The sequence below is a fragment of the Streptomyces sp. NPDC058683 genome, assembly GCF_042716195.1.
In the GTDB taxonomy this organism is placed as follows: domain Bacteria; phylum Actinomycetota; class Actinomycetes; order Streptomycetales; family Streptomycetaceae; genus Streptomyces.
This window is the reverse complement of the sequence record NZ_JBHXSK010000017.1, coordinates 124,426-147,617: the sequence shown is the minus strand read 5'-3', so window position 1 is coordinate 147,617 and position 23,192 is coordinate 124,426. Positions and strand designations below refer to the sequence as shown.

Genomic DNA, 23,192 nt, shown 5'->3' with positions numbered 1-23,192 from the left:
GGGTGGGTTATCCCTTCACGGCGCCCGCGGTCAGGCCCGCGGCCATCTTGCGCTGGACGAGGAGGAAGAGGACGACGATCGGCACGGCCATCATCGTGGAGCCGGCCATCATCGGGGCGTATTCGGTGCCGTGCTTGGTGGTGAAGTTGGCGAGCCAGACGGTCGCGGTCTGGTGCTCCTGGCTGAGCAGCATCAGGGCGTAGATGTACTCGTTCCAGGCCTGGATGAAGGCGTAGACCGAGGTGGCGACCAGGCCTGGGGCCAGCAGCGGGAAGACCACCCGGACGAAGGCGCCGGTGCGGGAACAGCCGTCGACCATCGCGGCCTCCTCCAGCTCCTTCGGGATGTTGACGATGAAGCCGCGCATGGTCCACACCGTGAACGGGAGGATGAAGGTCAGATAGGTGATGATCAGGCCGGTGAGCTTGTCGTACTGCCCCAGGTCGTTGAGGAGCAGGAATACCGGGATGATCATCGCGACCAGCGGGACCATCTGGACCGCGAGGATGCCGACGATCACGATCCTGCGGCCGCGGAAGGCGAACCGCGAGATGGCCAGGGCGGCCAGCAGGCCGATGACCATGCCGATCACGACGACGGACAGGGAGACGATCAGGCTGCGGCCCACCGAGCCCCAGAAGTCGCCGATGTCCAGGGCGCGCTGGAAGTTGGACAGGGTCAGGCCCGTGGGCAGCAGGCTCGGATCCGGGTCGATGGCGTCTTTCGCCGGCTTGAACGCCGTGTTCAGCATCCAGTAGACGGGGAAGCCGACGACGACGAAGACCAGGAGGCCGACGAGGTTCCAGCCCAGGCGGGGTCCCCTGCGGACGGTTGGGGTGCTCATTCGACCTCTCCGATCTTCAGCATCTGGCGCATGTACACGGCGACGACACCGAGCAGGAGGAGCACGGTGAGCAGGGCGATCGCGGAGCCCTGTCCGTAGTCGTTGACCACGAAGGCACGGTCGTAGGAGTAGGTGGTCAGCAGCTGGAACTCGGGCTCGGGGTGGCCGCCGCGCATCACGAAGACCTGGGGGAAGACGCCCATGTCCCAGATCACCGAGAGGGTCGTGAGCATCACGATGATCGGCTTGAGGATGGGGAGCGTGACATACCGGAAGACGCCCCAGGCGCCCGCGCCGTCGAGCCGGGCGGCCTCCTCCAGCTCCGCCGGGACCTGGGTCAGACCGGCACTCAGCGTGATGACCACGAAGGGCACCGCTCCCCAGACCACCAGGAGCATGATCACCGCGAGTCCCTCGGGGCCGCTGGCGAACCAGTTGTGGCCGATCATCTCCACCCCGGGGATCTTGCTGAGCAGGGCGTTGAGGATGCCGTAGTCGGAGTCGAAGAGCCACTTGAAGAGCGTGGTGGCGACGATGACCGGCATGCCCCAGCTGGCCACCAGCACGATGTTGACCAGGGTCTTCACCCAGCCGGAGACCCGCTGCAACAGCAGGGCGACGAGCATGCCGACGACCATGGTGAAGACCACGCTGCCGACCGCGAAGACGATCGTGCGGAGCACGACCTGCCAGAACTCGGTGTCGCCCAGGACGTCGGAGAAGTTCCCGAACCCGACCCACTCGGCCGGCTTGAACCCCCACAGCTGGGACTGCCCGAACTCCTGGAAGGAGAGGGCGACCAGCCGGTAGAGGGGATAGCCGAGCACCAGCCCGAGAATCGCCAGACAGGGCGCGAGCAGCAGCCAGGGGACGGACGGCCCGCCCGAGCGCCGGTTCGCACGTGGTCTGGCCTGGGTGCCCAGTGGTGGCGCCTGCCGCTGCGGCGGCACCTTGGCGGGTGTGGTGGTATCAGCGGCACTCATCGCGAGCTCCTCAAGCAGTTCGAGAGAGGCCGGCAGCGGCGCGCCCCTTCAGGGGCGCGGGGAACTGCGCGACCAGCCACAACGCACCGGTACCGACCCACCAACCCGTCGCGGCTCTTTCCGACTTCACCCACCGGCCGGGCCTGGCCCCCCGTCGGCCAGGCCCGCCGCAGGCGGCTACGCCTTGTTGATGACCTTGTCGATCGCCGCGTCCGCGGTCTTCGCCGCCGCCTCGACCGTCTGCTTGCCCGTGCCGATGTTCTGCAGCATGGTCTGCAGGACCTGCGCCTTCTCGACCTGACCCCAGCCCGGCGCCATCGGGACGAACCAGTTGGACTCGGCCGCCTCGGCCGGCACCGCGGTCGCCGGGTCGTTCTTCAGCGTCGCGAGGTCGGTCTTGTTGTTGGGCAGGTTGCCCTTGGCCATCAGGCCCTTCTGGCCGGAGGGACCGGTGAACGCGTTGATCCACTCGGCGGCCACACCCTGCGCCTTGGACTTCACCGGGATGGCGAGGTCGGAACCGCCCAGGAAGACCGGCATGTTCTTGCCGGACGGGCCGGGCATCACGAAGTTGACGAGGTTGTCCTTCAGCTTGCCGCCGGTCTTGTCGTTCTTCGGGTCGGCCGCGGTGGCGCCTTCCCACGCGGCGCCGAAGATCATGGCCGACTTGCCCTGGCCGTAGACGATGTACCGGTCGGACTCGTCCTTGGTCTTGTCACCGTGCATGTACTTGTCGATGACGTTCTTGAACTCGGTGAGGCCCTTGATGGACTCGGGCGAGGAGAGGTTGCCCTTCCACTGGCCGCCGGACTCCGCGGCGATGGAGCCGCCCGCGTCGTAGACGAAGGACATGGCCGCGTACCAGTCGCGGGTGGGCTGGTACCAGGCGCTGAACTTGTCGCCTTCCTTCTTCTGGATCTTGTCCAGGTCGGCGGTCAGCTCGGTGTAGGTCTTCGGCGTGGTCTTGACGCCGGCCGAGGCGGCGACGTCCTTGCGCCAGTTGGCGACGCGGCCACCGGCGTAGTACGGCACGCCGTAGGTCTTGCTGTCGTACGTCACCGAGGCCTTGAGGCCGTCGAGCCACTGGTCGGCGTTGGTGAACTGGGAGGTCTCGACGGGGGCGAAGGCGCCCTTGACCATGTAGCTGAGCATCTCGGTGTTGCCCATCTCGACCACGTCGGGGGCCTTGTCCGTGGCAAGGACGGCGTCCAGCTTGGTGTTCTTGTCCGGCCAGCCGTAGTACTCGTGCTTGATCTTGATGCCGGGGTGCTTCTTCTGCACGGCGGCGTCGGCGGCCTTCACCAGGTCGGGCCAGTTGTTCTGGGCGTCCACGGTGAGCCAGACGGTCAGCTCCTTGGCGTCCGTCCCCTGCGCCTTGTTGTCGTCCTTCTTGTCACTGCCACACGCCGCGATGGAGACGACCATGCCCGCGATACCAATCGCGGCTATCAGCTTGCGCTTCACGCCACCCTCCTCAGGGATGCCACAAACCCCCCTGCCTCCCCGCGCGAGCGTTGGGCCGGGACCTGGACCAATGGTGTAGACCAGTGCGGGAAGCTTGGCCCAGACCAGCAGGCCTGTCAAGGGTGGTCGAATGGCCTCCGACCAGCCGTTATGCGACCTATATATGCAGGAACCTTTAAGTAAGAAGCCCTCGAAAACCCGGGGCGCGGACGAGACAATTCCGGTAGACCACTCACCTGGTGGACTAGACCAAAAGAGCCCGCGGCGGTATACAGAGGGGATCACGCAGCGTGCTGGGGATGTCCCGGTACGCTGCCGTGCCACGAAGTGGCCGGATCAGGAGCCGGGAAGGCGGAGCATGAGCACCGACGTCAGCAGTGCGGAGAACGAGAGCGGGACAGCCGTCCGTACCGCGCGCGTGCCCAAGTACTACCGCCTGAAGAAACATCTCCTCGAAATGACGGAGACACAGGCGCCCGGCACCCCGGTCCCGCCCGAGCGCACACTGGCCGCCGAGTTCGACACCTCCCGCACCACCGTCCGCCAGGCCCTCCAGGAGCTGGTCGTCGAGGGCCGCCTGGAGCGCATCCAGGGCAAGGGCACCTTCGTCGCCAAGCCCAAGGTCTCCCAGGCACTGCAGCTCACCTCCTACACGGAGGACATGCGCGCCCAGGGCCTGGAGCCGACCTCACAGCTGCTGGACATCGGCTACATCACCGCCGACGACCGGCTCGCCGGCCTGCTCGACATAACGGCAGGCGGACGGGTGCTGCGCATCGAGCGGCTGCGCATGGCCAATGGCGAGCCCATGGCCATAGAGACCACGCACCTGAGCGCCAAGCGCTTCCCGGCCCTGCGCCGCTCCCTGGTCAAGTACACGTCCCTCTACACCGCCCTCGCCGAGGTGTACGACGTCCATCTCGCCGAGGCCGAGGAGACCATCGAGACCTCGCTGGCCACCCCGCGCGAGGCCGGCCTGCTCGGCACCGACGTGGGCCTGCCGATGCTGATGCTCTCCCGGCATTCCCTGGACCGCGACGGCCAGCCGGTGGAGTGGGTGCGCTCGGTGTACCGCGGCGACCGCTACAAGTTCGTGGCCCGCCTCAAGCGCCCGCAGGACTGACGCGGAGCGCCTTTCACAGAATCGACATGCCGATAGCCGAACAGCTACTTCCGCTGCGGTGACGCCGTGACCTAGATTGCCTGCGCATTACACAGGCGAACGGTGAGGGGACGGAGCCGCGGTATGTCGGATGTACCTGAAGTGAGGCAGCCGGTGGTGACACCGATACGCGTGGTCATCGCCGTCTGCCTCGTCGCGCCCTTCGTGGCGATGCTGTGGGTGGGCTCCTACGCCAAGACGGACCCGACGTTCATCGGGATCCCGTTCTTCTACTGGTACCAGATGCTGTGGGTACTGATATCCACCGCGCTCACGATGACCGCGTACCAGCTGTGGCAGCGTGACCAGCGCGCCCGCAAGTCCGAGAGCACGAGCGGGGGTGCGCAGCGGTGAAGGACGGTGTGAACGGCGTCGCGCTCGGCGTCTTCATCTTCTTCTTCCTGGCCGTCACGGTCATGGGCTTCCTGGCCGCGCGCTGGCGCAAGGCCGAGAACGAGCACTCCCTGGACGAATGGGGCCTGGGCGGCCGGTCGTTCGGTACCTGGGTCACCTGGTTCCTGCTCGGCGGCGACCTCTACACGGCGTACACCTTCGTCGCCGTACCGGCGGCGATCTACGCGGCGGGCGCGGCCGGCTTCTTCGCGGTGCCGTACACGATCCTCGTCTATCCGCTGATCTTCACGTTCCTGCCCCGCCTGTGGTCGGTCTCCCACAAGCACGGCTATGTGACGACCTCGGACTTCGTGCGCGGCCGCTTCGGCTCCAAGGGCCTCTCGCTCGCCGTCGCCCTGACCGGCATCCTGGCGACGATGCCCTACATCGCGCTCCAACTCGTCGGCATCCAGGCCGTCCTCGACGTCATGGGCATCGGCGGCGGCGACGGCACCAACTGGTTCGTGAAGGACCTCCCGCTCCTCATCGCCTTCGGCGTCCTGGCGGCGTACACCTACTCCTCCGGTCTCCGCGCGCCCGCGCTCATCGCGTTCGTGAAGGACGGGCTGATCTACCTCGTCATCGCGGTGGCGATCATCTACATCCCGATCAAGCTGGGCGGCTTCGACGACATCTTCGCCAAGGCCGGCGACGCCTTCGCCCAGGTCAATCCGGCCACCGGCAAACCACGCGGCGCGCTGGCACCGGCCGAGGCCGGCCAGTGGACCTACGCCACCCTGGCCCTGGGCTCCGCGCTCGCGCTGTTCATGTACCCGCACTCGATCACCGCGACGCTCTCCTCCCGCAGCCGTGACGTGATCCGCCGCAACACCACGATCCTGCCGCTGTACTCCCTGATGCTGGGCCTGCTCGCGCTGCTCGGCTTCATGGCCATCGCGGCCGGCGTCAAGGTCACCAACGGCCAGCTGGCGATCCCTCAGCTGTTCGAGAACATGTTCCCGGACTGGTTCGCGGGCGTGGCCTTCGCGGCGATCGGCATCGGCGCCCTGGTTCCGGCGGCCATCATGTCCATCGCGGCCGCGAACCTCTTCACCCGCAACATCTACCGGGACTTCATCAAGCCGGACGCCACACCGAAGCAGGAGGCCCAGGTCTCCAAGCTCGTGTCGCTGCTGGTGAAGGTCGGCGCGCTGGTCTTCGTCCTCACCATGGACAAGACGGTCGCCATCAACTTCCAGCTGCTGGGCGGCATCTGGATCCTCCAGACCTTCCCGGCCCTGGTCGGCGGCCTGTTCACCCGCTGGTTCCACCGCTGGGCCCTGCTGGCGGGCTGGGCGGTCGGCATGGTCTACGGCACGGCCGCGGCGTACGGCGTGGCCTCCCCCACCCAGAAGCACTTCGGCGGCTCGGCCAAGGAGATCCCGGGCATCGGCGAGATCGGCTACATCGGCCTGACGGCGTTCGTGATGAACGTGGTGGTGACGGTCGTCCTGACGTTCGCGCTGAAGGCGCTGAAGGCGCCCGAGGGCGTCGACGAGACGACCCCGCAGGACTACACGGCGGACGCGGGCGACGCGGACGTGGAGGTCGAACTCCCGCCGGCCGTCGCGGGATCCGCGCACTGACGAGGCCCGGCCGGGCGCACGCGTGGCTCTCTAGTGACGCGTGCGCCCGGCCATCGCGTCCCAGAAGCGGTCCAGTTCGCGGACGCGCATGCTCACCCAGGGGGGTGTCTTGCGGTGCACCAGCCTGGGGAAGAACCGCCGTACGGGTCCCGGCAACAGCACTTGCTGCTGACGGCAGAACGGCTCACGGACCTCTCCCCGGGGCACCGTGCCCCGGGGCGGGTACGGACAGAGCTGGAACTTGCAGTCGGGCAGACACGTGGCACCCGGGGCGGGTGGCGCCGCGGTGCCGGGCCGCAGACCGGCGCGCAGCGGCTCACGGCTCGTGCGGATGCACGGCGGGAGCGGCACACCCGACAGCTCGGCGCGGGCCATGCGCTCCTCGACCTCGTCGGGATATCCGTCCCGCTCGACCAGGTTCAGCATGAGCAGCACGTCGGCGACGAGGCGCTGGGCGCGTCCGTCGAGGGTGCTCCAGCCGGCCGAGGGCGGTATCCACAGGTTGTGCTTGCGGTAGCCGCCGTTCTGTCCGGTGCGCGAGCCCACGTTGTCGGTGACGGTCTTCTCGTCGATCCACAGGAAACGCTCGGGCTGCCCGGTCTCCAGCGCCATCGCCGCCAGATCGCCGGCCTCGGCGACGAACGGATGCAGTGTCCGCCGGGGCGCGTCACCGTTCGTGCCCGGCGAGCCCGGCGGGCTGTTCACCGTGCCCGTCATGGACAGCCAGCGCTGCACCGTCTGCACCGCGCTGGTCCCGCCGATCGCCCGGGACTGCTCGGGCGACCCGTCGGGGTGGTCGTCCCGCCACATCGCGTCCTGCGCGTCCCGTTCGCGGCGGCCGGCGCTGTCCGGGAGTTCCCACAGGCACAGCGCCTGGATCAGGGTCAGGTGCGTGTACCAGCACCGGGACCGCTGGAGCATGGTCTCCGCCTGCCGGATCAGCTCGGCCCGGCTGCCCGGATACGAATAAGGGTGGCGTTTGCGCCGGTTGGCCGCGAACCTGAAGCCCTGGGCGAGCGCGGCCTCCAGGGCGAGCGGCAGGTCGGGGGCGCCCTGGGTGTACTTCGGGTCGAGATGGCGCAGCCACTTGGCGAGGCGTTCGCGGGCCTCGTCACGGTGGGCGTCGTCGACGGAGCCGAGGAGCATGGGGATCATCGTGGCCCTCATCACGAACTCCCTGGACAGCTCGATACGGTCGTTCCGGTACCGCTGCTTGATCTCCTTGCGGCGCTGCTGCAGCCGGTCGATCTCCACGGCCGACCTGTCCCATGAGGAGGCGCGGGCGGTCATCGCGTCCCGCATCCGCCCGGTCCAGTCCTGGTCCTCCCTCCTCCTGCGGGTCCGCAGCCGGCCGACCGCCTCGTCGTACTCCTTGACGGGATCGGTGTTCAGGCCGAACTTCTCCCGGATCACCGCGAACGCCGCGGTTCCGCCGCTGCCGAACTCCTGGGCGACAGCCAGGCGCACGGCGTACGAGGACTCCGCCTTCCCGATCTGGAAGAGGTGGTGGTAGAGCCGCATGGTGTCGGTCTTCTCGGAGGCCGCACGCAGTGTCGTGCCGAGCTGCTTGAGCAGCCTGCGCTTGGCGTCCTCGACGGTGCGCCGGTCGCCCTTGATGTCGGGCCAGCGCTCGCGCACCTTCTCGACGATGTCGCTCAGCAGGCGCTGCAGGGGTTCCACGCTGTCGATCTCCAGGGCCGCCGCGTACAGGTCGAGGGCCTTGGGATCATCCGTACGGCGGTTCGCGGCGGTGAACAGGCGGTCGGCCATGGGCCGGCCGAACACCGGGGCCTGCCGCCACAGCTCGTCCCGGTGCTTGCGCAGCTCCGCCGCGAGATTGCCGCCCTTGGCCGACAGCTCCGCCGCCCGGCGACGGGAGAGCAGCACCAGGGCGATGAGCAGCTCACGGCTGGGGCCCGGCGGCCGCAGCGCCAGCTCGATCAACTCGCCGGCGTCCCGCTCGCCGAGGTGATGCAGCATACGGAAGCCGAAGTAGGCCTGGATGATGCTGTGCGGGAAGCGGACCCTCTTCTCGAAACTCTCCACCAGCCGGAGTCTGTTCGCGTTGGCCGCGAAGTGGGCGAACGCCGTCTGGCACTGGCCCATGCTGCCCTCGCTCAGACGCTTCCGCTCCCTGGGGCTCAGGTGAGCGCAGAGCGTGTCCCAGATCCGTTGCCGGTGCCACTCCGAGAAGGTGTTCCCGCGCTTGCCGTACCGGTCGAAACGGCGTGTCCTGGCCCACAGATGGTCCGCCCGGGCCGATGTCCGCCGCGCCCGGCCCGGGTGGACGTCACTGCCCAGCAGTTCGCCGAACCCGACCTCCAGCTTGTCCTGGAGCAGTCCGATGCACGCGAGCGCGGCGACCACCTTGCCGGTGTCGTCGCGTTCCTGCGGACTCAGCTCGACGCCCTCGCGCAGCCGGCCCTCGCGCACGGCACGGTCCCACGTCTCCAGCAGCCACAGTCGCAGCGTGCCGCGGTCCCAGCTGCGCGTGTCCAGCCGGTGGGCGTCGTCGCGCGGACGGTCGCGTTCCAGGCCGCCGCGGTGGTGCAGTTCGCGGGCGATCTGCAGATAGATGGGCGACTCGGTGACCTCCGCGGTCTCCACGATCCAGTCCAGGCGGCGCTCGTCCGTCTCCGGGACCCGCGCCTCGACGAAGCGCAGCGCCTCCTCCTCGCTCAGCGGTTCGAGCTCCACGATCGCCGCGGGCGTGCTCTCCAACGGGCTGTGCGGCCGGGACGCGATGACCAGCGGCAGCTTCTCCTCGTGGGCCCGCTCGATGGCCTTGCGGATGATGTTGTCCCGGTCTTCCTGGAACCTCTCGTCGAGTACCGCCTCTTCCAGGCCGTCGGCGATGACGACCACCTTGTCGTCGGCGAGCAGTTGCTGCCAGACCCGGCCGTTCTTGCCGCGCGCCAGAATGCCCTGGGGTGCCTCCTCGGCGAACCGTTCCCGGGCCATGCGCTCGAAGTTCAGGTCGCCCCCGGTGGCGTCCCGCAGCCGTATCGGCACAGGAACGGCATGCTGCCGGGCCAGCAGTTCGGTGAGCCGTACCAGAACGGCGGTCTTGCCCGAGCCGATACCGCCGACGAGCAGATAGGGCCGGCGGGTCTCGCGCTGCCGCAGCCGCTGGGCGATGACCCGGGCCAGCTCCTCGCGCCCCACGACCTCGGAGATGTCCGGTCCGGCCGTGCGCACCAGCCTGCGCGGATCGGTGCGTGCCTTGGCCAGGTAGCGCCGCTTGGTCCAGTGGTACCAGAAGAACAGAAACGTCGCCGCGGCGACGGAGGCGGCGAGGAGGGGACCGAGGAAACGCAGGACGGCTTCGAACCCGGCGTCCGAGTCCTTCCGCCACCTCTCGAACGGGGTCGTCTGGTGGGTGGCGAGGATCCAGACACCCTCGGCGACCCAGGCGAGGAACAGGATCAGGAGGGTCAGCCAGACAACTCGGCTGAGATTGGTGTACGACCACCACCGGCGCCAGTTCCTGGGACGGGTGGTGTTGCGGCGGGCCTCGAGCCGGATCGTCAGATGGTGCCAGTGCCCCAGGAGGAACCGCCGGGCTCGGCGCCACGCCCGGCGTGCGTCCAGCGTCGCCATCGGCGCACTGCGTGGCCGTACCTTGCCCGGCGGGTGACGGACGATTCTCGTCATGGTGCCTCTCCTTGCGAGACCGGCTCTCGGTACGGAGGACCCGCCGGGCACCTAACTCCATGGAAGCACTCCCCTCCGGCCCCGCAACTCGACTGCGTGCACGGCCCGAACGGGGAGGCGGCACCTCCTGGAAATCCAGGAGCACCTTGTCAGCGGCCTCCGGCAGACTCGGCAGCATGGACATCACGATCCGGCCCGTGGACCCCGCCGAATACGAAGCGCTCGGTGAGATCACCGCCCGGGCCTACCTCCGGGACGGCCTCCTCGACTACGGCGAGGGCGACGAGTACCTGCCCGTGCTGAAGGACGTGGCACACCGGGCGGCCGCCGCCGACGTGCTCGTGGCCGTGGACGGCGAAAGGCTCCTCGGCGGAGTCACCTTCGTCGCCGGCCCCGGCCCGATCGCCGACATCGCACGCCCCGGCGAGGCCGAGATCAGGGCGCTCGCGGTCGCGCACGAGGCCCGCGGCCGGGGTGCCGGCGAGGCCCTCGTCCGCGCCTGCGTCGACCGGGCGCGAGCCACGGAGGGCTGCACGGCCGTCGTCCTGTCGAGCCAGCGGAGCATGCACACCGCCCACCGGATCTACGAACGCCTCGGCTTCGTCCGCACACCCGAGCGGGACTGGAATCCCGTGCCGCACCTGGACGACATCACTCTCCTCACCTACGAGCTGACACTCCGACACCTCCGCGACACAACATGTGGGGGTGACACCGCGACCCGGCACTAGATGTATGCTCATGCTCGCTGTCGCCGCAGGGGAATCCGGTGCGAATCCGGAACTGTCCCGCAACGGTGTACTTGCGCACATCTGTGCACAAGCGTCAGTCCGAGGACCTGCCGACAGCACACCCGGCCGTCCGGCCCGGGTGTTCTGACGTCCGGGCCTCGTGGAGTGGGCCGGGGACGCGACACGCGTGCGTGCGCTCGTGTGCTGCCTCCTGCCCTCCGCCAGGCCCCGTGCCGAGCGAGGGAGAGCCCCACGTGACCATCGCGCCAGCCGAACCGGCTTCAGCGACCATCTCTGTGGACGAGGACGGTCCCGGCACCGCGTTGCTGCGGACCCTGACCGGGCTGACCGCCGACCTCCCCGACGCCGACCCCGGCCGGGTCGCCGCCGCCGCGCTGCGCGGCCGGTCCGCGCGGGCCGACGAGTCGGAGTTGCGCGAGCTGGCCACCGAGGCGGCCGCCGGCCTCATCTCCGAGGACCCCGCCTACTCCCGGCTCGCCGCCCGGCTGCTGACGATCTCGATCCGCGCCGAGGCCGCCTCGCAGGGCGTGACGTCCTTCACCGAGTCCGTCGCCGTCGGCCACCGCGAGGGCCTCGTCGCCGACCGCACCACCGAGTTCGTGCGCGTGCACGCGGCCCGCCTGGACGCCCTGGTCGACCCGGACGCCGACGACCGCTTCGGCTACTTCGGCCTGCGCACCCTGCACAGCCGTTACCTGCTCCGGCACCCGATCACCCGCAAGGTCATCGAGACCCCCCAGCACTTCATGCTCCGGGTCGCCGCCGGCCTCGCGGAGGACGACACCACTCGCGCCCTGGACGAAGTCGCCGCGCTCTACCGGCTCATGAGCCGGCTCGACTACCTCCCCTCCTCCCCCACCCTCTTCAACTCCGGCACCCGCCACCCCCAGATGTCGTCCTGCTACCTCCTCGACTCCCCGAAGGACGAGCTGGACTCCATCTACGACCGCTACCACCAGGTGGCCCGGCTCTCGAAGCACGCCGGCGGCATCGGTCTTTCGTACAGCCGCATCCGCTCCCGCGGTTCGCTGATCCGCGGCACCAACGGGCACTCCAACGGCATCGTGCCGTTCCTGAAGACCCTGGACGCCTCGGTGGCCGCGGTGAACCAGGGCGGCCGGCGCAAGGGCGCGGCCGCGGTCTACCTGGAGACCTGGCACTCCGACATCGAGGAGTTCCTGGAGCTGCGCGACAACACCGGTGAGGACGCCCGGCGTACGCACAACCTGAACCTCGCGCACTGGGTCCCCGACGAGTTCATGCGCCGGGTGAACGCCGACGAGGTGTGGTCCCTGTTCTCCCCCGCCGACGTGCCGGAGCTGGTGGACCTGTGGGGCGACGAGTTCGACGCCGCCTACCGCAGGGCCGAGGCCGAGGGGCTCGCGCGCAAGACCATCCCGGCCCGTGACCTGTACGGCCGGATGATGCGCACCCTCGCGCAGACCGGCAACGGCTGGATGACCTTCAAGGACGCGGCGAACCGGACCGCGAACCAGACGGCCACCCCCGGCCATGTCGTCCACTCCTCCAACCTCTGCACGGAGATCCTGGAGGTCACGGACGACGGCGAGACGGCGGTCTGCAACCTGGGGTCCGTGAACCTCGGCGCGTTCGTGGACACGGCGGCCGGTGACATCGACTGGGAGCGCCTGGACGAGACCGTCCGCACCGCGGTCACCTTCCTCGACCGGGTCGTCGACATCAACTTCTACCCGACCGAGCAGGCGGGCCGCTCCAACGCCAAGTGGCGTCCCGTCGGCCTCGGTGCCATGGGTCTGCAGGACGTCTTCTTCAAGCTGCGGCTGCCCTTCGACTCCGCCGAGGCGAAGGCGCTCTCCACCCGGATCGCCGAGCGGATCATGCTCGCCGCGTACGAGGCCTCCGCCGACCTCGCCGAGCGCGGCGGCCCGCTGCCGGCCTGGGAGAAGACCCGTACCGCACAGGGTGTCCTGCACCCCGACCACTACGGCGTCGAGTTCACCTGGCCGGAGCGCTGGGCGGCGCTGCGCGCGCGGATCGCCACGACCGGCCTGCGCAACAGCCTGCTGCTGGCCATCGCACCCACCGCCACCATCGCCTCGATCGCCGGTGTCTACGAGTGCATCGAGCCGCAGGTCTCCAACCTCTTCAAGCGCGAGACGCTGTCCGGTGAGTTCCTCCAGGTCAACTCCTACCTGGTGCAGGAGCTCAAGGACCTGGGCGTCTGGGACGCCCGCACCCGTGAGGCGCTGCGCGAGGCCAACGGCTCGGTGCAGGACTTCGCTTGGATCCCGGCGGACGTACGGGCGCTGTACCGCACGGCGTGGGAGATCCCGCAGCGCGGTCTGATCGACATGGCAGCCGCCCGCACCCCGTACCTGGACCAGGCCCAGTCCCTGAACCTGTTCCTGGAGACGCCGACCATCGGCAAGCTCTCCTCGATGTACGCGTACGCCTGGAAGTCGGGCCTGAAGACGACGTACTACCTGCGCTCGCGCCCGGCGACCCGGATCGCCCGCGCCGCGCAGGCCCAAGCCACCGTTCCCGCCCAGCAGACGGCTCCCGAAGACGCGGTCGCCTGCTCCCTGGAAAACCCCGAGTCCTGCGAGGCCTGCCAGTAATGACCACCCAGCACAAGAACCTGCTCGACCCGGGCTTCGAGCTGACTCTGCGACCGATGCGCTACCCGGACTTCTACGAGCGCTACCGGGACGCCATCAAGAACACCTGGACCGTCGAGGAGGTCGACCTCCACTCGGATGTCGCCGACCTCGCCAGGCTCAGCCCCTCCGAGCAGCACCTGATCGGGCGGCTCGTCGCCTTCTTCGCGACCGGTGACTCGATCGTGGCGAACAACCTGGTGCTGACGCTGTACAAGCACATCAACTCCCCCGAGGCGCGGCTGTACCTGAGCCGCCAGCTGTTCGAGGAGGCCGTGCACGTCCAGTTCTATCTGACCCTCCTGGACACCTATCTCCCCGACCCGGAGGACCGCACGGCCGCGTTCGCCGCGGTGGAGAACATCGCCTCCATCCGCGAGAAGGCCCAGTTCTGCTTCAAGTGGATGGACTCGGTGGAGAACCTGGACCGCCTGGAGTCCCAGGCCGACCGGCGCCGCTTCCTGCTCAACCTGATCTGCTTCGCCGCGTGCATCGAGGGCCTGTTCTTCTACGGCGCCTTCGCGTACGTCTACTGGTTCCGCAGCCGGGGTCTGCTGCACGGTCTCGCCACGGGCACCAACTGGGTGTTCCGTGACGAGACGATGCACATGAGCTTCGCGTTCGACGTGGTCGACACGGTCCGCAAGGAGGAGCCGGAGCTCTTCGACGACGAGCTTCAGCAGCAGGTCACCGACATGCTGCGGGAGGCCGTCGAGGGGGAGCTGCAGTTCGCCCGTGACCTGTGCGGTGACGGCCTGCCCGGCATGAACACCGACTCGATGCGCCAGTACCTGGAGTGCGTCGCCGACCAGCGGCTCGGCCGCCTCGGCTTCGCTCCGGTGTACGGCTCGGAGAACCCGTTCTCCTTCATGGAGCTGCAGGGCGTTCAGGAGCTGACGAACTTCTTCGAGCGGCGTCCGTCCGCGTACCAGGTCGCGGTGGAGGGCACCGTGGACCTGGACGAAGACTTCTGAGTCTCCCGCTCCCCGTGGGCCTCATGGGCCTCCCTGATCTGCCGGTCGATGCGCCTGTCGCGCAGGACACCGAGCACGGACGGGAGGGCCATGAGGACCAGGATGCCGAGGACCAGGACCATTCCGACGAGACCTTCGATCTGGTTTCCGTTCATGGACACCACTGTCCCGCCGAATGCTCCTTACCGTGAGTGGCAGCACTGCCACACACCCTCGAATTACTGCCAGCGGCGAGGCACACTGGCAGCATGCTGAAGAACGTGGCCGCAGTGCTTCTGGACGGCGTGCACCCCTTCGAGCTCGGCGTGGTCTGCGAGGTCTTCGGCCTGGACCGCTCCGACGAGGGGCTGCCGGTGTACGACTTCGCGGTGGTCTCGGCGGAGGGGCCGACGCTCGGCACCCATGTGCCGGGCCTCACCGTCTCCACGCCGTACGGCCTGGACCGGCTGGACGAGGCCGACCTGATCGCGGTGCCGGCCTCCGACGCCAACGTCGACCGGGACTACCCGCCCGAGCTGCTCGACGCGCTGCGTCGGGCCGTGGACCGGGGCGCCCGGGTGCTGAGCGTGTGTTCCGGCGTCTTCGTCCTTGGCGCGGCCGGGCTGCTGGACGGGCGGCGGTGCGCCGTGCACTGGCGGCATGCCCGGCTGCTGGCCCGCCGTTTCCCGCGCACCCGGGTCGAGCCGGACGTGCTGTACGTCGACGAGGACCCGGTGATCACCTCGGCGGGCACCGCGGCCGGTATCGACGCCTGTCTGCACATCGTCCGCAAGGAGCAGGGGCCCGAGGTCGCCAAGAAGATCGCCCGGCGGATGGTGGTGCCCCCGCACCGGGACGGCGGCCAGGCCCAGTACATCGAGCGCCCGCTGCCGGAGGGCCCCTGCGACACGGTCGGCGAGGTGCTGGCCTGGATGGCGGAGCATCTCGACGAGGAGGTCACCGTCGAGCAGCTGGCCGCCCGCGCCCTGATGGCCCCGCGCACCTTCGCCCGCCGCTTCCAGCAGGAGACCGGCACCACGCCGTACCGCTGGATCCTGCGGCAACGGGTGCTGCTGGCCCAGGAGTTGCTGGAGGGGACCGACGAGACGATGGACGCCGTCGCGGGCCGCACCGGCTTCGGTACGGCGGCCGCGCTGCGGCACCAGTTCGTGAAGGAGCTGGGCACCACGCCGAACGCCTACCGGCGCGCGTTCCGGGGCCCGGAGGCCGCCTGAGCGCGCGCCGGTATCAGGAGCCACCCGCCGATCGGCCGGTCACCAGGGCACGGGCGTCAGCAGCAGCCGGTGCGGCCGCAGCGTGATGCCCACCCGGGTGGCGTCGTTGGACCCGGGAACCTGTTCGAAGCGGTACCTGGCGCACAACGCCGCGGTGATCAGGCTGAGTTGGGTCATGGAGAAGTGGTCGCTGGGGCACTTGCGGTTGCCGACGCTGAAGGGGCTCATGGCGTACTTCGGCACCTCCTGGGCCCGCTCCGGAAGCCAGCGGTCCGGGTCGAAGTCGAGGTGCGCGTCGTACGAGTCGGCGTCGCGCTGGATGGCGTAGGGGCTGTAGACGATGTCGGCCCCCGCCGGAATGCGATAGCCGCCGAGCTCGGTGTCGGTCTTGGCGCGCCGCGTCAATATCCATACGGCGGGCCGCAAACGCATCGCCTCGACGACGACATTGTTGGTGTGCGTGAGCCGCCGAACGTGCTCGAATCCAACCGGTCGACCTCCTGTCACGGATTCGACCTCGGTCCGTACCTTCTCGGCATGTTCCGGGTGTTCGGCGAGGACCTGGAGCAGCCACATGATCGTGGAAGCGACAGTTTCGCTGCCGGGGGTGAGTATCGCGACGACCTGGTCGTGGATCTCCTGTTCCCCGATGGGCTCGCCATTCTCATCCTTCGCCGCCAGCAATGCTGTCAGCAAATCGTCCGGCTTTTGACCAGATGCCCGGCGTTCGGCGACGATCTCGTCGACGAGGAGATGCAAATCGGCCAGCGCCCGGTTGAATTCACGGTTGGCCGGCAGCGGCAGCCGGTACAGCGGGCCCAGTGGTACGACCATCCGCCGGTACATACCGCGGAAGACGCTCGCGAGGTCCACGCTCAGCCGCTCGGCGCGCTCGTCCATGTACTCGCCGCGCAGCAGGCAGCGGGCGGCGATGCGGACGGCGACCCGGAAGGACTCCGAGGTGCAGTCGACGGTGTCGCCGGGCTGCCAGCGCTCGGTCAGCGCGTGCGCCTCCTCCTCCATGATCGGCCCGTAGTCGGGGATCGCGGAGAGGTTGAAGGCGGGCTGGATGGTGCGGCGCTGGCGGCGGTGGCGGGGCCCGTTGGCGGTGGCCACGCCCTCCTTGCCGAGCAGTCCCTCCAGGGACTCCCAGAGCGGGCCGGCGATGATGAAGTCGGGGTTGAGGGCGAGGGCCCCGGTGAGCGCCGGGGTGGTGACGGCGTACACCTCCTTGGGGCCGAGGCGCAGGCGCACCATGGCGCCGTCGGCGCGCAGCCGGGACATGAAGGCCAGCGGGTCGCGGACCAGCTGCCAACCGTGGCCGAGTATCGGCACACCGCCCCCGGCCAGGGGCGGTTCGCGCAGTTCACCGCGTTCGGAAGCCTCCGCGGTCGCGGGCTTCACGGACTCGACGGTCATTTCTCACCTGCCGCTTCGTTGTTGACGTACGGGGGCGTGGACCGGTCGTCCCAGCTGTCGACCATGTAACGGCCGGATTCGTGGTGGAACCAGTAGACGGAACTGAACCAGTTCCGCATATTGGCGACACAGGCCAGGACCGCGGCACCGAGTTCCTTTCCGCGCACGGTGCCGTCTTCGAGCTGTTCGGCGAATCGATGAGCGGTCCGCTCGGCGGCCAGGAATTCGCTAATGCATTCCTCGACACGTCGCCTGACTTCTTCGACCGCCTGTTCCAGACTCATTCCCTCGTGGGTGACGAGACTGATTCCGAGATTGTGCACCTCATTGCCCGCTATTTCCTTGGGCAGCGAGCAGAGGTCGTTGTACCAGGCGGCGAATTCCTGGCTGAGCAGCGCCGGACGACGGTATGCCGGATTCTTGCGCACGGCGTCCGGGAGTTCGATCCCGGCGCTCGGTTCGAGCAGGTCCGTCCATATCCAGTGGGCGAAGGTGAGGCGCCGCAGGGCGAGGTATTCCTCGACCCCCGGAATGTATCCCGTGGTGCGGTTGCGGTACTCGCGGTCGTACGCCTCGATCACCTCGTGGAAGTGCCGGGCGAACCGCTGGTTCCAGGTCCCCGGCAGGAACGAGTACAACCGGGCGACACTGTCCGCGAACCCCGCGACCAGGGTGTCCGGGTGGTGCAGGTGGTGCAGGGGGGCATCGAGGGCCGTGTGCAAACGGAACCTCAGCCGTCGCCAGTCGGCCGACCGGCCGTGCACCACGTCACGGTCGTGCCGGTCGTCCCAGACGAAGAACCACGCGCTGTAGTCGCATATCGCCTGGATCACCTCGTCGGACGCGCCCAGGTAGTACCCGGCCATGAGGTCGGTGTAGCAAAGTCCATCGGCATATTCCTGCACCTTGTCCGCCGGCATCAGCCGCTTTTCCAGCAGCCAGAGGCGGGTCTTCTCCTGGAGCCGCGGCCAATACGGATGCAGTTGCCGAGGAAACTCGGCCTCGATGACGGGCAGGGCGAGTTGTGGTGGAACCGCGATCGCCGTCGGCGTCGATGTGGTGCTGTGTGAGAAAGCGTGCACGAACAAACCCCTCTCAGCCGCCAGGTGCGCACACCCCTCCCGCTGTGCCGGGCGTGCGCCGTTGCGTATCCCCGCACTTCCCATTCAGCACCACAACTGACCGGTCTGGGAACGGATTTGCTCCATTCACTACCCCACCATGCCGAGAATCTCCCCTTGTGTGACTGGTTAGGGATCGCTAGGGGCGCACAAAGGATCGAATGTACGACGGACAGGTGAGCGAGTCTGACCGAACATGACGAACGCCTGGCCGGGGCGATCCCGACCAGGCGTCACAACAGCCCTTGTGCGTCTCAGTCGTTGGCGACCACGGGGTAGCGGGGCTCGTTCTCGGCCATCTGCCGCAGGGCGTCCTTGCGCTCACGCTTGGAGAGCCGGTCGATGTACAGGTACCCGTACAGGTGATCCGTCTCGTGCTGCAAACACCGAGCGAAGTAGCCGGTGCCGCGCACCTTGATCGGGTTGCCCTGCTCGTCCTGCCCGGTGACCTCGGCGTAGTCGGGCCGGGCGAGCGGGGCGTAGGCGGTGGGCACCGACAGGCAGCCCTCGTTGCTGTCGTCCAGCCGCCGCTTGTCCGCCGGCAGGTCGACCAGCTTCGGGTTGCACACCACACCGACGTGCCGGGCGCCCTCGTCGTCCTGGCAGTCGTAGACGAAGACCTTCAGGTCGACGCCGATCTGGTTGGCGGCGAGGCCGACGCCCTCGGCGGTCCGCTGGCTGGCGAACATGTCGGCGACCAGCTGTGCCAGCTCGTCCCCGAACTCGGTGACGTCCTTGCACTCCTTGTGCAGCACCGGGTTCCCGACGACGGTGATGGGCCGCGAGGTCCCCCGCGCACGCCAGGCGTTCTCGCGCTCCTCGGTCCCCTCGGTGTCGACGACGAACCCGTCGTCATCCACGGGGAGCACGCCCACGTGCTGCTGATCGGTGTCCTGCTGGGCCATGACCGACGTAAGCCTTCCTAGGTAAAACGGGGGGAGATGTTGCAGGTACAGGGTACGTGGATGCTTTTTGGGGGGCGCGGGGCTGTGACATATACGGCTCCGCCGCGCGGGCGCGATCGGCCACATCCGGCCCGCAGCCGAAGCGCAAGCTCAGCAGACCTCTTCCAGATCCCGCCAATCCCGGGAGTCGGGGCTGTCCGCGACCCACCCGTCCAGCAACCCCCTCACCAGCGCAGCCGGCGCAGCCACCCCGCACTCCCGCTCCGGCACCCACAGCTGCCCGTCCGTCCGATGCCCGAGCGGCCCCGGATGCCCCGGCTCACTGTGGTCGTGCGGATCCAGGTGCACCCCGTCGCCCTCGTCCGACGGCATCCGCGACTCGGAGCACATCCGGCACAGCAGCCGCACCGACGAGGACCAGTCCTCCGCAGCGAACCCGGCGTCCCCGGCCAGCTGCTCCAGCGCGTCCCGGTCGCCCTCCGTCGCCGCCTCCAGCAGCACCACCCAGGTCGGGACCGGCGACGGCGCCCACAACTCGATCTCGTCGAAGACGGGGTACGCGTGCCCGGTCGCCGTGGTCCGCTCACCGTGCGGCACGCCGTCGTGCAGCACGACCTCGCCCCAGCGCCGCCCGGACGACGGCAGCGGAATGGACTGCACCTCGATCCGGGCCGGGTCCAGCCGCCGCCCCCACACCACCTCGGCCTCCCCCTCCGGGGACAGCCGTACGGCGGCGCTGCCCAGGTCCATCCCGGCCGGCTCACCGGACACCGTGGCGCCGCCCGGCACCCGCAGCCCGTACGCCTGCCAGGCCCGCCGGGCCAGCGGCCAGTCCTGCAGCGCGGTCGCGGCGATGCCCACGTTCCACCAGTCGGGCGCCCCGGTCTCCCGGTCGAGGAGGGCCACCGCCCGCAGGCCGGCCGCCCGCGCCTGCTCCCAGTCGTGCCGGAACTTGTGCAGCAGGGCGAGGTTGAACCAGGACTCGGACAGCCAGGGTTCCAGGTCGGCGGCACGTGTCAGCAGTTCGCCCGCGTCCTCGTACCGGCCGTCGCCGATCAGCGTGAACGCGCGATCGGTGGCCTGCCGCCAGGAGGCGGAGGGCCGGTGCCGTCCCTTGCCGAAGATCCTCACGATTCCCGCCTGCCAGTTCCATTTCCGCACAGTGGGCTGGCTTGTGCCCCCGGACACGCTCTCCCTCGCATCCAACCACGTACGACGGGAGGGCCGCTCATTACCCATGGGTTACCCAGCCGCACGCAAGGTCAGACAGTCCCTGGAGAGTACGCGCGCCAGGCATTCCACGACCTCGGGAGCGTAGTCCCCAGCGGTGGCCAGCCGTAACTCCTCCAGCGCGGTCAGCGGCCCGCCGGGCCCGGAATCCCGGGCCTTCTCCTCATACGCGTTGACGACCCGCACGATCCGGGCGGCGAGCGGCTGCTCCCGGTACGGATCGGCCTGCCGCTCCACGACCACGGCGACCGCCGCGTCCACCCCGGTCTGCCGTACGACGGCACCGCCGAGCAGGGCTATGCGCCGCTGCTCCGCCGCCGGCAGTCCGGCGGTGGCCCCGGCGGGCACCGGGTCGACGAGACTGAGCTGGCCGATGTCGTGCATCAACGCCGCGTACTCCAGCACGGTGAGCTCCGCTCCGGACAGCCCCAGGTCACGCCCGACGGCCTGGCTCAGCGTGGCGACCCGGCGGGCGTGGCCGGCCGGGGTGTACCCCGCTATCTCGGTGGCACGGGCGAGGGAGGCGATGGTCTGCCGGTAGGTGGCCCGGACGGCCGCGTACCGGCGCAGGGACAGCTGGGTGAGGAAGAGGGGCAGACAGAACACGGGCAGCGCCCACAGCCCGACGACGGCGACGGCCAGCGCCATCACCGCGCCGGTGGCGCAGACGGCGGACCCGATGCCGAGCAGTCCGCGCAGCTCGTCCCGCAGCAGCGGCCCGAACGGCCATCCGGTGCGGGAGTGCTCCTGCGCGGCGGCGAGCACGGCGTCGCACAGCGCGGTGAGCACCAGCAGCGCGACCAGCAGCAGCGCGTACGCCGGTCCGCCCCACTGCGCCAACACGCCTCTGCTGTAGAGGGGTTGGAAGCAGACGGCGGCGAAGCCGACGGTGAGCACCCGGCGGGCGAGGCGGTCGAGGGTGGGCCGGCGCCCGCCGGCTATGTGGGGCACGCTGCCGAGCAGCGACGCCGTGCAGACGACGGTGACGACCTGGAAGGCACCGTCGTGGGTGGCGGCCCCGCCGTCGGCACCGAGCAGGGCGTAGGCGAGCCCCCCGGCAGCCGCGAGCGGAGCGGCCTCCCGGGCCTCGGCACCGCTCCGCCGGCTGAGCTCCCCGACGGCGACGAGCCCCCCGAAGGCGAGCGCGATCCCCCGGTCGGCGAGCCCTTCCCAGAGCGTGCCGCCGAGACACCCGAGGACGAGAGTCAGCGCGGCGACCCGGATGCCCCACAGGGCGGCGGGAGGACGGCACCGCAACCCCGCGGACACCCCACCAAAGCCAAGCCCACCACCCCGAAACCCGACCACCTCCCCGAGGCCACGCCCTCCACCACCAACCCCGTCCACCGAACCCACCGGACCGGACCCCACACCACCGACCTCTGACGAGGAACCCTCTGGGCCCAGCTGCGTCTCCCAGGGGCTCGGAGTCGGAGCGGCGGGGGGCGTGGGTCTTGGGGTGGGCGGCGGGTCGTCGGGAGTCATGGGGTGCTCCGGCCGACGCTCTGGGCCTCGCTTCTCGGCCGACTGGAAACGGGTGGGTCGGGTGGGCAGGCGTCGGCGGTTACCGCGGGGTGCCAGCCCTGCTTGGCCAACGCTCGGACCAGGGCGTCGACGGCGCCCGCGTCGAACTGCCGGCCGGCGCAGCGTCGTAACTCCTCCACCGCCGCCCTCACCGGCCGGGCCCGGCTGTAGGAGCGCGTCGAGGTCATCGCGTCGAACGCGTCGGCGACGGCCACCACGCGGGCGGACTCGGGGATCTGACTGCCGACCAGACCGTAGGGGTAGCCGCTGCCGTCGATGCGCTCGTGATGGTGGAGGATCGCCGCCCGGGCCTCGCCGAGGAAGGAGATCCCGCGCACCATCTCATGGCCGTACTCGGGATGGAGTTCGATGATCCGCCGTTCCTCCGGGGTGAGCGGCCCGTCCTTGCGGAGCAGCCGGGTCGGGACGCCCAGCTTTCCCACGTCGTGCAGGATCCCGGCGAAGCGGAGCACCTCGACCCGCTCGTCGTCCATGCCCAGCTCGCGCGCGATCATCACGGAGGCCCGTCCGACTCGTTCGCTGTGCCCACGGGTGTAGCCGTCCTTGATGTCGACGGCCTGCACGAGCGCGCGGATGGTGGCCTGGTGGGCGGCCCGTTCCCGGTGGTACTGGGCGAACACCCACCAGGACACGCACATCGGCAGCAGGACGAGCAGCGCGGCGACCGGGCCGAAGGGGCTGCGCCACAGCACCGCCATCATCAGCCCGGCGAGCCCGTGCACCCCGATCGGCCCGAGGGAGCGGGAGAGCAGACCGCGCCAGGCCCGTCGTACCGGAACACGCTCCGCGAGGGCCAGGATCCCGCCGTCCAGCAGGGCGAGCACCCCGCAGAACGCCAGGACCGCGGCCGCGCACGGCAGCAGCGCGTACGGGAAGTCGCAGTCCACGACGGAGTCCCGGCCGCCCAGGGCCCGGTGGACCCGCCCCGCGGCCCACACGGCGAGCGCCAGTTCGGCGGCCCGCCAGATCCGCCGCAGCTCCTGCGGCCGCTGCTCGACGTGCGAGAGCAGCGCACCCGGCAGCGGTACGAGCGCCGCGGCCGGCGGTGGCAGCAGGAACGCACCGGCGAGCAGCACCGGGTAGAAGATGCCGCCGAGCCGCCGTCGCAGGACGCGCTCGCAGCCGGCGTACAGCGCGGCCAGCAGGGCCACCGCCCACCAGGGCGTACGCAGGTCCGGCAGCGGCAGCAGACAGCACAGGGCGCCGAGGGCGACACAGGTCACGTACACGCGCGCCCGCGCCGGAACCGCCTCCATCTCGCCCCTCCCCCGACCATGCCTGTCCAGGCTCCGGAGCCTAGGCGGGAG

General features: G+C 69.6%; 18 protein-coding genes and 1 riboswitch. Of the genes, 7 read left to right on the top strand and 11 right to left on the bottom strand.

The genetic code is table 11. The features are described from left to right. Positions 1–7: 7 nt before the first annotated feature. The 3 genes from ACFWXC_RS20520 to ACFWXC_RS20510 all read right to left on the bottom strand — a co-directional run bounded on the left by ACFWXC_RS20520 (position 8) and on the right by ACFWXC_RS20510 (position 3,291). The gene (locus ACFWXC_RS20520; RefSeq protein ID WP_384480580.1) at positions 8–844 is read right to left on the bottom strand and encodes a carbohydrate ABC transporter permease; all 837 of its coding nucleotides are present in this window, start codon (positions 842–844) and stop codon (positions 8–10) included. Beyond that, positions 841–1,827, bottom strand: coding sequence for a carbohydrate ABC transporter permease (locus ACFWXC_RS20515; protein WP_384480578.1), 987 nt, complete (start codon positions 1,825–1,827; stop codon positions 841–843). Before ACFWXC_RS20515 ends, ACFWXC_RS20520 begins: the two co-directional genes overlap by 4 nt. Positions 1,828–2,004: 177 nt before the next feature. Next, on the bottom strand, positions 2,005–3,291 hold the full coding sequence (locus ACFWXC_RS20510; protein ID WP_384480576.1) for an extracellular solute-binding protein: 1,287 nt from the start codon (positions 3,289–3,291) through the stop codon (positions 2,005–2,007). A 358-nt stretch (positions 3,292–3,649) separates the two neighbouring features. On the opposite strand from ACFWXC_RS20510, the gene ACFWXC_RS20505 reads away from it, so the two are divergent. The 3 genes from ACFWXC_RS20505 (at position 3,650) to mctP (ending at position 6,432) form a co-directional block, all read left to right on the top strand. Beyond that, on the top strand, positions 3,650–4,414 hold the full coding sequence (locus tag ACFWXC_RS20505; RefSeq protein WP_093499171.1) for a GntR family transcriptional regulator: 765 nt from the start codon (positions 3,650–3,652) through the stop codon (positions 4,412–4,414). A gap of 123 nt (positions 4,415–4,537) precedes the next feature. After that, positions 4,538–4,807: a DUF3311 domain-containing protein gene (locus ACFWXC_RS20500; protein WP_384480574.1), complete on the top strand. Its 270-nt coding sequence runs from the start codon at positions 4,538–4,540 to the stop codon at positions 4,805–4,807. Beyond that, complete coding sequence (gene mctP, locus ACFWXC_RS20495; RefSeq protein ID WP_384480572.1) at positions 4,804–6,432, top strand: monocarboxylate uptake permease MctP; 1,629 nt, start codon at positions 4,804–4,806, stop codon at positions 6,430–6,432. The genes ACFWXC_RS20500 and mctP overlap by 4 nt, the downstream gene beginning before the upstream one ends. Before the next feature lie 30 nt (positions 6,433–6,462). Here the strand turns inward: mctP and ACFWXC_RS20490 are convergent, their stop codons facing one another. Beyond that, the gene (locus ACFWXC_RS20490) at positions 6,463–10,086 is read right to left on the bottom strand and encodes an NACHT domain-containing protein (protein WP_384480570.1); all 3,624 of its coding nucleotides are present in this window, start codon (positions 10,084–10,086) and stop codon (positions 6,463–6,465) included. A gap of 176 nt (positions 10,087–10,262) precedes the next feature. Here ACFWXC_RS20490 and ACFWXC_RS20485 point away from each other — a divergent pair, with 176 nt between their 5' ends. From ACFWXC_RS20485 to ACFWXC_RS20475, 3 genes are all read left to right on the top strand, one after another. Then, the gene (locus ACFWXC_RS20485; protein WP_384480568.1) at positions 10,263–10,817 is read left to right on the top strand and encodes a GNAT family N-acetyltransferase; all 555 of its coding nucleotides are present in this window, start codon (positions 10,263–10,265) and stop codon (positions 10,815–10,817) included. 29 nt (positions 10,818–10,846) lie between these two features. Beyond that, positions 10,847–10,925, top strand: a riboswitch (cobalamin riboswitch). Positions 10,926–11,071: 146 nt separating this feature from the next. After that, positions 11,072–13,438 (top strand): ribonucleoside-diphosphate reductase subunit alpha, encoded by a 2,367-nt coding sequence (locus ACFWXC_RS20480; RefSeq protein ID WP_384480566.1) that lies wholly within the window; start codon positions 11,072–11,074, stop codon positions 13,436–13,438. Beyond that, positions 13,438–14,451: a ribonucleotide-diphosphate reductase subunit beta gene (locus tag ACFWXC_RS20475; RefSeq protein WP_384480564.1), complete on the top strand. Its 1,014-nt coding sequence runs from the start codon at positions 13,438–13,440 to the stop codon at positions 14,449–14,451. The genes ACFWXC_RS20480 and ACFWXC_RS20475 overlap by 1 nt, the downstream gene beginning before the upstream one ends. On the opposite strand, the gene ACFWXC_RS20470 is transcribed toward ACFWXC_RS20475, so the two are convergent. Further along, the gene (locus tag ACFWXC_RS20470; protein ID WP_384480562.1) at positions 14,364–14,606 is read right to left on the bottom strand and encodes a hypothetical protein; all 243 of its coding nucleotides are present in this window, start codon (positions 14,604–14,606) and stop codon (positions 14,364–14,366) included. The two genes, ACFWXC_RS20475 and ACFWXC_RS20470, sit on opposite strands and share 88 nt — an antisense overlap. 93 nt (positions 14,607–14,699) lie before the next feature. Between ACFWXC_RS20470 and ACFWXC_RS20465 the strand changes: the two genes are divergently transcribed. Continuing rightward, entirely contained in the window at positions 14,700–15,665 is a 966-nt protein-coding gene (locus ACFWXC_RS20465) for a helix-turn-helix domain-containing protein (protein WP_384480560.1), read from the top strand. 39 nt (positions 15,666–15,704) lie between these two features. On the opposite strand, the gene ACFWXC_RS20460 is transcribed toward ACFWXC_RS20465, so the two are convergent. The 6 genes from ACFWXC_RS20460 to ACFWXC_RS20435 all read right to left on the bottom strand — a co-directional run bounded on the left by ACFWXC_RS20460 (position 15,705) and on the right by ACFWXC_RS20435 (position 23,141). Then, entirely contained in the window at positions 15,705–17,084 is a 1,380-nt protein-coding gene (locus ACFWXC_RS20460) for a cytochrome P450 (protein ID WP_384480558.1), read from the bottom strand. Beyond that, entirely contained in the window at positions 17,081–18,166 is a 1,086-nt protein-coding gene (cyc1, locus tag ACFWXC_RS20455) for an epi-isozizaene synthase (RefSeq protein ID WP_384480666.1), read from the bottom strand. The genes ACFWXC_RS20460 and cyc1 overlap by 4 nt, the downstream gene beginning before the upstream one ends. A gap of 293 nt (positions 18,167–18,459) precedes the next feature. Continuing rightward, positions 18,460–19,110 (bottom strand): peptide deformylase, encoded by a 651-nt coding sequence (def, locus tag ACFWXC_RS20450; protein ID WP_351704917.1) that lies wholly within the window; start codon positions 19,108–19,110, stop codon positions 18,460–18,462. Between the two features lie 150 nt (positions 19,111–19,260). Next, complete coding sequence (locus ACFWXC_RS20445) at positions 19,261–20,241, bottom strand: tetratricopeptide repeat protein (RefSeq protein ID WP_384480555.1); 981 nt, start codon at positions 20,239–20,241, stop codon at positions 19,261–19,263. Positions 20,242–20,352: 111 nt separating this feature from the next. After that, the gene (locus tag ACFWXC_RS20440; protein WP_384480553.1) at positions 20,353–21,597 is read right to left on the bottom strand and encodes an HD-GYP domain-containing protein; all 1,245 of its coding nucleotides are present in this window, start codon (positions 21,595–21,597) and stop codon (positions 20,353–20,355) included. A 224-nt stretch (positions 21,598–21,821) separates the two neighbouring features. Next, positions 21,822–23,141, bottom strand: a complete 1,320-nt coding sequence (locus tag ACFWXC_RS20435; RefSeq protein ID WP_384480551.1) for an HD-GYP domain-containing protein — start codon at positions 23,139–23,141, stop codon at positions 21,822–21,824. Positions 23,142–23,192 lie beyond the last annotated feature (51 nt).